The sequence below is a fragment of the Actinosynnema sp. NPDC004786 genome (genome assembly GCF_053601135.1).
This window is the reverse complement of the sequence record NZ_JBSGBG010000039.1, coordinates 85,163-97,580: the sequence shown is the minus strand read 5'-3', so window position 1 is coordinate 97,580 and position 12,418 is coordinate 85,163. Positions and strand designations below refer to the sequence as shown.

The 12,418-nt window shown below is 72.6% G+C and carries 12 protein-coding genes; 3 read left to right on the top strand and 9 right to left on the bottom strand.

The genetic code is table 11. The annotated features are described in order from the left end of the window. Positions 1 to 227 precede the first annotated feature (227 nt). Entirely contained in the window at positions 228 to 1,166 is a 939-nt protein-coding gene (locus ACWEFJ_RS29360; protein ID WP_449715685.1) for a pentapeptide repeat-containing protein, read from the top strand. Between the two features lie 340 nt (positions 1,167 to 1,506). Here ACWEFJ_RS29360 and ACWEFJ_RS29355 read toward each other — a convergent pair whose 3' ends face one another. After that, a complete protein-coding gene (locus tag ACWEFJ_RS29355) occupies positions 1,507 to 3,030 on the bottom strand; it encodes a cobyric acid synthase (protein WP_449715684.1) in 1,524 nt (507 codons plus the stop codon). 68 nt (positions 3,031 to 3,098) lie between these two features. Here ACWEFJ_RS29355 and ACWEFJ_RS29350 point away from each other — a divergent pair, with 68 nt between their 5' ends. Beyond that, positions 3,099 to 3,797, top strand: a complete 699-nt coding sequence (locus ACWEFJ_RS29350; RefSeq protein ID WP_449715683.1) for an alpha/beta fold hydrolase — start codon at positions 3,099 to 3,101, stop codon at positions 3,795 to 3,797. Here the strand turns inward: ACWEFJ_RS29350 and map are convergent. The 7 genes from map to dxr form a co-directional block, all read right to left on the bottom strand. Further along, positions 3,784 to 4,641, bottom strand: a complete 858-nt coding sequence (map, locus tag ACWEFJ_RS29345) for a type I methionyl aminopeptidase (RefSeq protein ID WP_378096840.1) — start codon at positions 4,639 to 4,641, stop codon at positions 3,784 to 3,786. The genes ACWEFJ_RS29350 and map overlap by 14 nt on opposite strands. A 64-nt stretch (positions 4,642 to 4,705) precedes the next feature. Further along, complete coding sequence (locus tag ACWEFJ_RS29340) at positions 4,706 to 4,867, bottom strand: hypothetical protein (RefSeq protein ID WP_449715682.1); 162 nt, start codon at positions 4,865 to 4,867, stop codon at positions 4,706 to 4,708. 31 nt (positions 4,868 to 4,898) lie between these two features. Then, complete coding sequence (locus tag ACWEFJ_RS29335) at positions 4,899 to 6,713, bottom strand: penicillin-binding transpeptidase domain-containing protein (RefSeq protein ID WP_449715681.1); 1,815 nt, start codon at positions 6,711 to 6,713, stop codon at positions 4,899 to 4,901. 58 nt (positions 6,714 to 6,771) lie between these two features. Next, positions 6,772 to 7,626, bottom strand: coding sequence for a GNAT family N-acetyltransferase (locus ACWEFJ_RS29330; RefSeq protein WP_378096836.1), 855 nt, complete (start codon positions 7,624 to 7,626; stop codon positions 6,772 to 6,774). Between the two features lie 50 nt (positions 7,627 to 7,676). Continuing rightward, positions 7,677 to 8,834, bottom strand: coding sequence for a flavodoxin-dependent (E)-4-hydroxy-3-methylbut-2-enyl-diphosphate synthase (gene ispG, locus ACWEFJ_RS29325; RefSeq protein ID WP_378096833.1), 1,158 nt, complete (start codon positions 8,832 to 8,834; stop codon positions 7,677 to 7,679). Between the two features lie 13 nt (positions 8,835 to 8,847). After that, positions 8,848 to 10,050: a M50 family metallopeptidase gene (locus ACWEFJ_RS29320; RefSeq protein ID WP_378096830.1), complete on the bottom strand. Its 1,203-nt coding sequence runs from the start codon at positions 10,048 to 10,050 to the stop codon at positions 8,848 to 8,850. 1 nt (position 10,051) lies between these two features. Continuing rightward, a complete protein-coding gene (gene dxr, locus ACWEFJ_RS29315; RefSeq protein ID WP_378096827.1) occupies positions 10,052 to 11,272 on the bottom strand; it encodes a 1-deoxy-D-xylulose-5-phosphate reductoisomerase in 1,221 nt (406 codons plus the stop codon). 155 nt (positions 11,273 to 11,427) lie between these two features. Here dxr and ACWEFJ_RS29310 point away from each other — a divergent pair, with 155 nt between their 5' ends. Then, positions 11,428 to 11,694, top strand: coding sequence for a GlsB/YeaQ/YmgE family stress response membrane protein (locus tag ACWEFJ_RS29310; RefSeq protein ID WP_378096824.1), 267 nt, complete (start codon positions 11,428 to 11,430; stop codon positions 11,692 to 11,694). Between the two features lie 72 nt (positions 11,695 to 11,766). Here the strand turns inward: ACWEFJ_RS29310 and ACWEFJ_RS29305 are convergent, their stop codons facing one another. Continuing rightward, positions 11,767 to 12,417, bottom strand: coding sequence for a response regulator (locus ACWEFJ_RS29305; RefSeq protein WP_449715680.1), 651 nt, complete (start codon positions 12,415 to 12,417; stop codon positions 11,767 to 11,769). Between the last annotated feature and the right edge of the window lies 1 nt (position 12,418).

Here is a 12,418-nt window from a genome sequence, read left to right as displayed (position 1 = left end):
GGGGAAGAGCGTCCCGCCAGGCCTGCCGGCTTCGTCCAGCCTAAGGCACCCGAACCCATGTCAAATCGAGCCTCGGTGGTGGTGTGGCGGGTCCGATGTGGGCGGGTTGGTGGGGTTGTTGTGGATGGTGAAGGGTCCGTTGTTGTGGGTGGTGGCGGGTCCGTTGGGGGTGGGGTGGGGAACGCCCGGCTCGGTGATTGACGAGTCGTGGGAGTTCCGATGGGCTGGTGATCGTGGAGCACCGCGTGCTGTCGGCCAAGACGATCGTGCTCTGGGCGGTCGGGTTGGTGGTCGTGGCGGTCGGGTCCGTCGTCCTCCTCCTGGTCACGTTGGGTTCCGGGGAGCCGCGGGACGGGGTGCGGTTGGACGTGGTCCGCACGGCTTCCAGCATCGTCATCGGCACCGGTGGGGCGGCGGCGTTGTTGCTCACGGCGCGCCGGCAGCGGTACGCCGAGTTGGACCTGGTGCAGAAGGACCACGATGCGACCGAGCGGCGCGTCACCGAGTTGTACGGCAAAGCCGCCGATCAGTTGGGCAGTGACAAGGCTCCCGTGCGGTTGGCCGGGCTGTACGCGCTCGAACGGCTGGCGCAGGACAACCCGGCGCACCGGCAGACGATCGTGAACCTGGTCTGCGCCTACCTCCGGATGCCGTTCACGCCGCCGCCGGAGGCGCGGGTCCGCACGCGGGTGGGGCCGCGGGACGCGCATCGCTTCCAGGAGCTGGAGGTGCGGCAGACGGCGACCTCGCTGCTGGCCGCGCACCTGCGGCCCGATCGGCCCGAGGCGTTCTGGGGCGACATCGCGCTCGACCTGTCCCACGCGACGCTGGTCAAGCTCACCCTGACGCACGCGCTGATCAGGTCCGCGTCGTTCGCGGGCACCACGTTCGTCGGGCCGGCGACGTTCCGCGGCACCCGGTTCGCCGGCATGGCGGACTTCCGCGACACCTGGTTCCGCGACCTGGCGGACTTCCGGCGGGTCGCGTTCGGCGAGTCGGTGTTCCGGGGCGCGGTGTTCGAGGGCGGCACGGACTTCGGCGTGCACACGGAGGCGTCGCTGGTCGGGGCGCGGGCGCGCACCGGGGGCGCGCGGCGGAAGTGGCCGGCCGGGTGGGTGGAGGAGGCGGTGGAGCCCGGGGTCGCACTGCTCGTAGCCCGGCGGTGACGCCTGTTGACCTGAACGGGGGACGTATCCCCGGACGCGCCGCCGGTACCTTCACAGTGTGACTACCCGTGAGCGGAGGTGTGACGTGTGCGCCTACTTCCGCATGTCCCTCCGCGTGACCGCGGTCAGCTGAGCAGTCGTCCTTCCAGGACCGCTCCGGATTCTCCCACGCACGGATGCCGTCGCACGGCCCTCGACGGGCCACGCGGGTAGTCCGCCCGGCTTGCCGGTCGGGCAGCCGCCCGCGGGACCGTCACGAAGGCCGGTCGCCGATCCGGCTCCCGCTCGCCGGTGAACCAACGCGCGACTTGCCGGTCACGCGCACCGCGGTGGGACGTCGTCAGGCGACGGGCGGGGCGCCGGCGGGAGGGATGACGGGCAGCCCCGGGGGCGACCCCTTCTCCAACAACGCCCACACCGCGTCGGTGTCGAGGTGGTCGGCGACCAGGTCGCCGAGCAGGTCGAGCTGCGCGGCCCGCCGACCGGCGAAGTCGACGTCCGGCGCGGGGGTGAATCCTTCCCGGTCCGCGTGACCGGCGGCCCAGCGCAGGAACGCGCGGCGGAAGCCGTCGTTCTCCAGCAACCCGTGCCAGTGCGTGCCGGCGACCCGGCCGCGCACCGCGCCCTCCGGCGTGCCGTCCGGCAGGGTGATCAGGCCCTGCTCGCCGTTGCGGGTGACCACGCCGTGGTGGATCTCGTAGCCCGTGACGGGTTCGCCGAACGCGTGCCCGCGCGGCCGGTTCAGCGTCTTGTCCACCTCGAACCGCACGTCCACGTCCAGCAGGCCGAGCCCCGGCACCACGCCCGCGCGCGATTCCACCGCGTCCTCGACCGTCCGGCCGAGCATCTGGAACCCGCCGCAGATGCCCAGCACCGGCCCGCCGTGCGCGGCGATCGCGTCGGCCAGGCCCGTGGCGCGCAACCAGCGCAGGTCCGCCACCGTCGCCTTCGAGCCGGGCACCACCACGAGGTCCGCGTCGGCCAGCCGGGACGGCTCGGTGACGAACCGCACCGACACGCCCGGCTCGCAGGCCAGCGCCTCCACGTCGGTGGCGTTGGAGATCCGCGGCAGCCGCACGACGGCCACGCGCAGCCACCGGTCGCCGTGCGGCGGCTCCGGCCTGCCGATCACCCCGTCCGCCGCGTACGACAGGGAGTCCTCCGCGTCCAGCCACAGCTCTTCCCGCCACGGCAGCACGCCGAGCACGGGACGCCCGGTCAGGGCCCGCAACTGCCGCAGCCCCGGTTCCAGCAACGCCGGGTCGCCGCGGAACTTGTTCACCACGAACCCGCCGACCAGCGCCTGGTCGGCGGGGTCGAGCAGCGCGAGCGTGCCGAACAGGTGCGCGAACACCCCGCCCCGGTCGATGTCGCCGACGACGAGCACCGGCAGGTCCGCCGCCCGCGCCAACCCCATGTTGGCGATGTCGTGGGCCCGCAGGTTGATCTCGGCGGGCGAGCCCGCGCCCTCGCAGACCACCACCTCGAAGTCGTCCCGCAGGCCGTCCAGCGTGGCCAGGACGGTCCGGAACAGCTCGGCCTTGCGCTCGCGGTAGGACAGCGCCGACACCTCGCCCACGGCCCGGCCCAGCACGACGACCTGCGAGCTGCGGTCACCGCCCGGCTTGAGCAGCACCGGGTTGAACCGCACGCTCGGCTCCAACCCGCACGCGGCCGCCTGCACGGCCTGCGCCCGGCCGATCTCGCCGCCGTCCGGCGTCACCACCGAGTTGTTGGACATGTTCTGCGCCTTGAACGGGGCGGTCCGCACGCCGCGCCGGGTGAGCCACCGGCAGAGGCCGGCGGCCAGCACGCTCTTCCCGGCGTCCGACGTCGTGCCGGCCACCAGCACCGCGCTGCGCACAGGACCCCCTCACGTCGGCCGAACCGACACCCGGGCTTTTGTCGGTCGCGGCTGACATCATCCACGGCATGGTCGACGTCCCCGCCACCGCGGTCCTGGTGCACAGCCCCTACCTCGGACCGGCGAGCCTGCGCCCGCTCGCGGACGCGCTGGCCCGGCTCGGGCACCCCGTGGTGCTGCTGGACCTGCGGGTCACGGTGAACGCCGCGCCCGTGCACCAGCGGCTGATCGGGGTGTTCGCCGACGCGGTGGAGGACTCGCTGTCCGAGGGCGAGCTGGTGCTCGTCGGGCACAGCGGCGCGGGTCCGCTGCTGCCCGCGTTCGCGGACGCGCTGGAGACGCCGGTGCGCGGCCTGGTGTTCCTCGACGCCGAGCTGCCCACCCCCGGCCGGAGCTGGCGCGACGACGCGCCGGCCGAGCGCATGGCCCGGCTGAAGGCGATCTCGCGGGACGGGCTGATGCCGCGCTGGGACCTCTGGTTCGCGCCGGAGGCGCTGTCGGCGATGGTGCCGGACGTGCGGCTGCTGGAGGAGATCGTGGCCGAGGCCCCCGAGGTGCCGTTGGCGTTCCTGAAGGAGCCCCGGCCCACCGTGGCGTGGACCGGGGCGTGCTCCTACCTGCGGCTCAGCCCGGCCTACGACGCCGCCGCGCGGGCCGCGCGCGAGCTGGGCTGGCCGGTGGTCGAGCTGGACAGCCACCACCTGGGCGCGGTGACGGCGCCCGACGAGGTGGCCGCCGCGCTGGTGCCGCTGCTCAGCAGACGGTGAGGATCTCCGCGCCGTCCTCGGTGACCACGATCGTGTGCTCGAACTGGGCGGTCCAGCTCTTGTCGCGGGTGGTGACCGTCCAGCCGTCGTCCCACAGGTCGTGCTCGATGCCGCCGAGGGTGATCATCGGCTCGATGGTGAACGTCATGCCCTCTTCGATGATCGTGGGCACGTGCGGCGCGTCGTAGTGCAGCACCACCAGGCCGCTGTGGAAGGTGCGGCCGATGCCGTGGCCGGTGAAGTCGCGCACCACGCCGTAGCCGAAGCGGTTGGCGTAGGACTCGATGACGCGGCCGACCACGTTGAGCTGCCGGCCGGGCTTCACCGCCTTGATGGCGCGCATGGTGGCCTCGTGGGTGCGCTCGACCAGCAGGCGCGCCTCCTCGCTGACGTCGCCCGCCAGGAAGGTGGCGTTCGTGTCGCCGTGCACGCCGCCGATGTAGGCGGTGACGTCCACGTTCACGATGTCGCCGTCCTGGACCACGGTCGAGTCGGGGATGCCGTGGCAGATGACCTCGTTCAGCGAGGTGCAGCAGGACTTGGGGAACCCGCGGTAGCCGAGCGTGGACGGGTACGCGCCGTTGTCGCACAGGAACTCGTGCGCGACCGCGTCGATCTCGTCGGTGGTGACGCCGGGCACGATGACCTTGCCGGCCTCCTGCAACGCCTGCGCCGCCAACCGGCCGGCGACGCGCATGGCCTCGATCACCTCGGGCGGCTGCACCCACGGGTCGGTGTTGCGCCGGGGTTCGGGCCGGTCGACGTACTCGGGTCGCTCGATGCCCGCGGGCACCGGACGACGCGGGGACAACTGGCCTGGCACAAGGGCGGCACGAACGGACATGCCTCCAGATTACGGCTCTGCGTGACGGGACCTGCGCCGCGTGTCCGTCAGGCGGGGCTCCGGGTCACCAACGCTCCTCCGCCCGCATCGCCGGCACCACTTCGGACAACGGCGGACCGGATGTCGCGGGCAGCGGCTCGATCAGCAGCTCGTCCCGGCTCCCGGCGGCCGGGATCAGCTCACCGGCCGCGATGAGCCGTTCGCGCAGCCCTTCGTCCCGGTCCACGCGCGCCATCGTGCCACAGCCGACCGCCCGTTCAGCCCAACGCGGCCAGGAAGCGGGCGGTGGCGTCGACCGCCGGGGCGGAGCTGTTCGTGCCCAGCAGCAGCGTGGCGAACGCCACGTCGCCGCGGTAGCCCACGAACCAGCCGTGCGAGTTCGTGCCGTCCCCGAACTGCGCCGTGCCGGTCTTGCCCCGCACGTCCCCGTACGGCTTGAGCTGGGGCGCGGTGCCGGACTCGACCACTTCCCGCATCATCGCCCGCAGCGGCTCCAGCACCGCGGGCGCGGGCGGGGTCGGCGTGCGGTCGGCCTTCGTCTCCCGGCCTTCGAGCAGCGTCGGGACCGGCGCCCGGCCCGTCGCCGCCGTCGCGGCCACCACGGCCATCCCGAACGGGCTCGCCAGCACCTTGCCCTGGCCGAAGCCGTCCTCCGCCCGCTCGACCACGTCGGCGGCGGGCGGCACGGAGCCGGTGATGGTGGTGATCGCCGGGATCTCGAAGTCGACGCCCAGGCCGAACCCCTCCGCCGCCGCGGTCAGGGCGTCGGGCGCCATGCCCGCCGCGAGCTGCGCGAACGTGGTGTTGCACGAGAACGCGAACGCCGAGTGCAGCGGGATCGTGCCCTTGTCGAACTCGTGGTCGTTCGGCACGACCCGACGCCCGTCGATCACCGCCTTGCCGGGGCACGGCAGCGGGCTGTCCGCCGTCGCCTGCCCGGACGCCAGCGCGGCGGCCGCCGTGACGATCTTGAACGTGGACCCCGGCGGGTAGCGGCCGGTCAGCGCGACCGCGCCCTCCTTGTCGGCCGGGTCGTTCTGCGCCACCGCCAGGATCTCGCCGGTCGAGGCCTGCAACGCCACCAGCATCGCCGCCTGCGGCACCGGCTCCAGCGCGTCCTCGGCCGCGGTCTGCACCGCCCGGCTCAGCGTGGTCGAGACCGCCTGCGCCGGCTCCGGGGCCTGCTCGTGCAGGGTCTCCACCTCGTCGCCGGCCGCGTTCACCGTGTAGACGCGCCGCCCGGCCTTCCCGGCGATCTCCTCCTCCACCGCCTTGCGGATCGCGGGCAGCACCTGCGAGCCGAACGTCCGCGACGGCGCGAGCAGGCTCGTCTGCGTGGTGAACCGCACCCCCGGCAGCTCGTAGATCTGCGGTTTCACGGTCTGGTAGTCGGCGTCGCGCAGCGCGGCCACCTGGTAGACCTGCCCGGCGGGCACCTTCGACGCCCCGTCCAGGATCGACTGCCGCGTGATCGCCGCGTCGATGGGCGACAGGGCCGCGGCCAGCGCGTCCGCCACCGCGTTCACGTCGCCCGCGCCCTTGGCGTCGAGCAGGATCGACACGACCTGCTCCGGCGCGAGCAGCGGCGTGCCCTCCCGGTCCAGCACGGGCGCCATCGGGGCCTTCACCTCGGCCACGCCCAGCGTCTGCTGCACGGCGAGCTTCGGGTGCACGACCTTGGGCGCCCAGTGCACCTTCCAGTCGTCCTCCGCGCGCCGCAGCTCGAACTTCGTCTCGTAACCCCACGCCTGGTCGGGCCCGAACCGCCAGTCCAGCCGGGCGGTCGCCTCGGCGGTGTCCGAGCCGCCGTCGGAGCGCACCTGCTCGACCTTCGCGTCCAGGCCGGAGGGCTTGAGCGCCTCGCGGACCTTGCCCAGCAGCCCCTTCGCGCCGTCCGGGTCGTCGGTCAGCCCGGCCGCGCCGTCGACGTCGCCCGCGGCGAGCTTCGCCAGGAAGTCGCCCGCCACCTGCTCCGGTCCGGGCCGCGACGAGAACAGGCCGCAGCCGCTGACGAGCAGCAGGACCACCACGGACAGGACCAGCCGGGACGGGGCAGGCGTGCGCGCGATCACGGGGCCGAGTATGCCCGGTGGCACCGGCGCGGCCGTGGGCCGCCCGCCCGCGCCCCCGTCAGAACAGGACGGTGGCGTACTGGCCGACCTGGGAAAACCCGATCTTGCGGTAGGCGGCCCTGGCCACGTCGTTGTACGAGTTGACGTACAGCGACGCGGTCCGGCCCAGGCCCTTGACCAGGCGCTCGGCCACCGCCGCGGTGCCCGCCGCGCCGATGCCGCGGCCACGCCGGTCCGGCCGCACCCACACGCCCTGGATCTGCCCGACCCGCGCCGACATGGCCCCGATCTCGGCCTTGAACACCACGTCGCCGCCCTCGAACCGGGCGAACGCCCGCCCGCCCGCGATCAGCTCGGCCACCCGGGCCCGGTAGGACGCGCCGCCGTCCTCGGCGCACGGGTCGACGCCGACCTCCTCGATGAACATCGCGATGGCGGCCGGCAGGTACCGGTCCAGCTCGTCCGGCCGCACGGGCCGCACCAGCGGGTCCAGCGGGATCGACGGGCTGCCGCCCAGCGCCATCAACGGCTGGTCGGCGCGCACCTCGCGGGCCGGGCCCCAGTCCGGGGCCAGCTCCTCCCACAGCCCGAGGACCTGCTCGGCGGGCCCGACCAGCGAGGAGCACATGCGGCCCCGGCGGCGGGCCCGGTCGGCGAAGCTGCGCAACGCGGGCCCGTCACCCCGCAGCGGGATCAGGTTGGGCCCGGCGAAGCACAGCGCGTCGACCCGGCTGCCGCGCAGCGACCGGTGGTCGTACGCCCACACCTCACCGCCGAGCCGCCACGGGTCCAGGCCCGCGACCTCGACCCGTGCGGCGACCATGCAGGACGCCACCGGGTCGGCCGCGAGCACGGCCAGGACCTCGGGCAGGTCCCGCTCGTCGAGCAAGCGCGCGCCAGCCAACCTCAGCACGCGTCCAAGCCTGCCAGATGCACGGCGTTACCCGCGCGTCCGCCACCCGCTCAGCCGACCGTCACGACCGGTTCGCCGCCTTCGACCGTCTCGCCCATCTCCTCGGCGATGCGCATGGCCTCCTCGATCAGGGTCTCCACGATCTGGTGCTCCGGCACGGTCTTGACGACCTTGCCCTTCACGAAGATCTGGCCCTTGCCGTTGCCGGACGCCACGCCCAGGTCCGCCTCGCGCGCCTCGCCCGGCCCGTTCACCACGCAGCCCATCACGGCGACCCGCAGCGGCACCTCCATGCCCTCCAGACCGGCCGTGACCTGGTCCGCGAGGGTGTAGACGTCCACCTGGGCCCGGCCGCACGACGGGCACGACACGATCTCCAGCTTGCGCGGGCGCAGGTTGAGCGACTGGAGGATCTGGTGCCCGACCTTGACCTCCTCGACCGGGGGCGCGGACAGCGAGACCCGGATCGTGTCGCCGATGCCCTGCCGCAGCAGCGCGCCGAACGCGACCGCGGACTTGATCGTGCCCTGGAACGCCGGACCGGCCTCGGTCACGCCCAGGTGCAGCGGGTAGTCGCACTGCTCGGCCAGCAGCTCGTAGGCCCGGATCATCACGACCGGGTCGTTGTGCTTGACCGAGATCTTCAGGTCGTGGAAGTCGTGCTCGGCGAACAGCGACGCCTCCCACAGCGCCGACTCGGCCAGCGCCTCCGGCGTGGCCTTGCCGTACTTGGCGAGCAGCCGCGGGTCCAGCGAGCCGGCGTTGACGCCGATGCGGATGGGCGTGCCGTGGTCGCGCGCCGCCGCCGCGATCTCACGCACCTTGTCGTCGAACTTCTTGATGTTGCCCGGGTTGACCCGCACCGCCGCGCACCCGGCCTCGATCGCCGCGAACACGTACTTCGGCTGGAAGTGGATGTCCGCGATCACCGGGATCTGCGACTTCTTCGCGATCGCGGCCAGCGCGTCCGCGTCGTCCTGCGACGGGCACGCCACCCGCACGATGTCGCAGCCGGCCGCGGTCAGCTCCGCGATCTGCTGCAACGTCGCGTTGACGTCGGCGGTCACGGTGGTGGTCATCGACTGCACGGACACCGGGAACTCGCTGCCGACGCCCACCGACCCCACCATGAGCTGGCGGGTCTTGCGCCGTTCCGACAACACCGGAGGAGGCATCGCCGGGAGACCGAGCATGACGCCGTCACTCATGTACTGGCACCTCTCACTGGAAGAGCTTGATGGGGTTGACGATGTCCGCGGTGATCGTCAACAACGTGACCGACCCGCCGACGAAGATCACGAAGTAGGTCAGCGGCAGCAGCCGCAGGTAGTTGACCGGAGCGCCGTCGGGCAGGCCGCGCAGCTTCCGGATCCAGTTTCGCACCCGCTCGTAGAGGTTGACGGCGATGTGACCACCGTCAAGCGGCAGCAGCGGCAGGAGGTTGAACACACCGACGAAGAAGTTGAGGCCGGCGAGCATCAGCCAGAACAGCTGCCACAGGCCCCGGTCGACCGCCTCGCCGCCGAGCCGGCTCGCGCCGACCACGCTGACCGGGCTGTCGATGTCGCGCTCGCCGCCGCCGATGGCCTCGATCACGGCCGGGATCTTCTTCGGGAAGTTGATCAGGCCGCGCCAGGTGTTCTCGAACATCGTGCCGGTGAACGACGTCGCGCCGCCGAGCGCGGTGAACGCGTTGTACTCGAAGTTGCGCTGCTGGATGACGCCGATCGCGCCGATCTCGGTCTTGTAGCGGGTGCCGTCCTTGCGCTCCAGCTCCCGCTCGACCCGGGCCACGTCGGCGGTGAGGGTCAGCTCCCGGCCGTCGCGGAGCACCCCGAACTCGGTCGGGCCGGACCGCTCGCGGGTCTTCTCCAGCACGTTCGCCCAGGTCGGGGTGGGCGTGCCGGCCACGGACACGATCTCGTCGCCGGGCTGGAAGCCCGCGTCCCTGGCCGGGGCGGGCGCACCGGGCGCGCACTCGTCCTGGGTGCTGGTGCTGCTCTGCACGCACGGGGCGACCTCGGCGATCACGGCGCTGTCCCGGAGGTTCGGGATGCCCATCGTGAAGGCCATGAAGTACAGGATGACGAACCCGACGATGAAGTGCGTGATGGAGCCCGCGGAGAGGACCACCACCCGCTTCCAGGTCTTCTGCCGGTTGAACGCGCGGTGCCGGTCCTCGGGCGCGACCTCCTCCAGCGCGGTCATGCCGGTGATCTCGCAGAACCCGCCCGCCGGGATGGCCTTGACGCCGTACTCGGTCTCGCCGCGGCGGAACGACCAGATGCGCGGCCCGAACCCGATGAAGTACCGGGTCACCTTCATCCCGAACATCTTCGCGGTGGCCAGGTGGCCCAGCTCGTGCAACGCGATCGAGATGCCGATGAGCAGGGCGAACAGCAGAATGCCCAGGAAAACGAGCACGTCAGTCCCTTCCAGACCCCACCGAAGTGGCCACGAGTTCCCGCGCCCGCGTCCGGGCCCAATGCTCCGCCGCGAGCACCTCGGCGACGTCGGCCGGCTCGTGCGCCCAGCCGTCCGCCTCCGCGAGCACCCGTTCGACAGTGTCCACGATGGAGGTGAACGACGTGCCGCCGTCGAGGAACACCGCGACCGCTTCCTCGTTCGCCGCGTTGTAGACCGCCGGGAGGCAGCCGCCGCCGGAACCCGCCTGCCTGGCCAGCCGCACCGCCGGGAACGTCTCGTCGTCCAGCGGCTCGAACGTCCACGCCGTCGCGACATCGAAGGTACACGCGGCGGCGGCGCCGGGGACGCGGTCCGGCCAGCCGAGGGCCAGCGCGATCGGCAGCCGCATGTCGGGCGGGCTGGCCTGGGCGAGCGTGGAGCCGTCGGTGAAGGCGACCATCGAGTGCACCACCGACTGCGGGTGCACGACCACGTCGATGCGGTCGTAGGGCACGCCGAACAGCAGGTGCGCCTCGATCAGCTCCAGCCCCTTGTTGACCAGGGTGGAGGAGTTGATGGTGATGACCGGGCCCATCGACCACGTCGGGTGCGCCATGGCCTCACGCGCGGTGACGTCCGCCAGGTCGGCGCGGGTGCGGCCGCGGAACGGGCCGCCGGAGGCGGTGAGCACCAGCCTCGCGACCTCGTCGGCCCGCCCGCCGCGCAGGCACTGGGCGAGCGCGGAGTGCTCGGAGTCGACCGGCACGATCTGGCCGGGCTTCGCCGCCTTGAGCACCAGCGGGCCGCCCGCGATCAGCGACTCCTTGTTGGCCAGGGCGAGCGTCGCGCCTGACTCCAGGGCGTGCAGGGTGGGCGCGAGGCCGATGGACCCGGTGATGCCGTTGAGCACCACGTCCGCGGGCGTGGAGTCGACCAGGTCCGTCATGGCGGTCGGCCCGGCGAGGATGCGGGGCAGCTTGAACGCGCCGGACGGGTAGCCGCGCCGCTGGGCCTCGGCGTAGAGGGCGAGCGTGACGTCCTCGACCGCGGTGGCCCGCGCCACGGCCACGGCCTGGACGCCGTGCTCCAGGGCCTGCGCGGCGATGGTGGCCGGGTCGGCGCCGCCGGCGGCCAGGCCGACCGCGGTGAACCGGTCGCGGTTGGCCGAGATCACGTCGAGGGCCTGGGTGCCGATCGACCCGGTGGAACCGAGGACCAGGACCGTGCGTGGTGTGCTCATCACCCACCATTGTTCCCGAACCGCCCCGATAGCCCGCACAGCGGTACTTCGATAACGGAACGGTAACGAGGGCGTGGCTTCACACGAACGTGGGCATTCCTCGATCAAGCGCCCGACGGATCCGCCCGTCGCGGCCTTCAGGAAGGAGAGCCCCCGTGGGCATCTTGGGTTGGATCGTCCTCGGCCTCATCGCGGGTGCCATCGCCAAGGCCATCATGCCTGGTCGGGACCCCGGCGGCATCATCATCACGATGTTGCTCGGCATTGTCGGCGCCATCATCGGCGGTTTCATCGGCCGGGCCATCTTCGGGACCGACATCAACACGTTCTTCGACCTGAGCACCTGGCTGCTCGCCATCCTCGGCTCGCTGATCGTGCTCGGCATCTACCGCATGGTGACCGGTTCCCGCGCCAGGGCATGACCTCGTCCGAACACCGATCCACGGAGCGCCCCGCCGGTCGACCGGCGGGGCGCTCCCGCGTTCGCGGCCGGTTCAGTTCGCCAGCCCGGCGTCGCGCGCCAGCAGCGCGGCCTGCACCCGGTTCGTGAGCCCCAGCTTCGCCAGCAGCCTGCTGACGTAGGTCTTCACGGTCGCCTCGCTCATGTGCAACCGCTGGCCGACGTCGGCGTTCGACATCCCCAGGCCGAGCAGGGACAGCACCTCGACCTCGCGCTCGGTCAGCGCCTCGACCTGCCGCATGGCCGCCTGGCGGCGCGGCTGGCCGACCTGCGCCACCATCCCCACCACCCGGCTGGTCACCATGGGTGACAAGTACGCCTCGCCCGAGTGAACGGCACGCACCGCGCGGAGCAGTTCCTCCGGCGCGGAGTCCTTCAGCAGGAACCCGGCCGCGCCGTCCGAGAGCGCGCGGACGATGTTGTCGTCCTCCCCGAACGTGGTGAGCATCACGACCCGCACGTCCGGTGCCATGGTCCGCAGCTCGCGGGCGGCGGACAGGCCGTCCAGCCGGGGCATCCGGATGTCGAGCACGGCGACGTCGATCCGCCGCTCCAGCGCGATGCGCACGGCGTCCCGGCCGTCGCCCGCCTCGGCGACCACGTCGATGTCGTCGGCGGTGCCGAGGATGGCCTTGATGCCCGCGCGCATCAGCGGCTCGTCGTCGGCGATGAGGACCCGGATCACG

Bases quoted from the DNA above. Each gene is read 5' to 3' on its own strand.
- ACWEFJ_RS29350 (WP_449715683.1), top strand. From the start codon at position 3,099: ATGGTCGACGTCCCCGCCACCGCGGTCCTGGTGCACAGCCCCTACCTC.
- map (WP_378096840.1), bottom strand. From the start codon at position 4,641: ATGTCCGTTCGTGCCGCCCTTGTGCCAGGCCAGTTGTCCCCGCGTCGT.
- ispG (WP_378096833.1), bottom strand. From the start codon at position 8,834: ATGAGTGACGGCGTCATGCTCGGTCTCCCGGCGATGCCTCCTCCGGTG.
- dxr (WP_378096827.1), bottom strand. From the start codon at position 11,272: ATGAGCACACCACGCACGGTCCTGGTCCTCGGTTCCACCGGGTCGATC.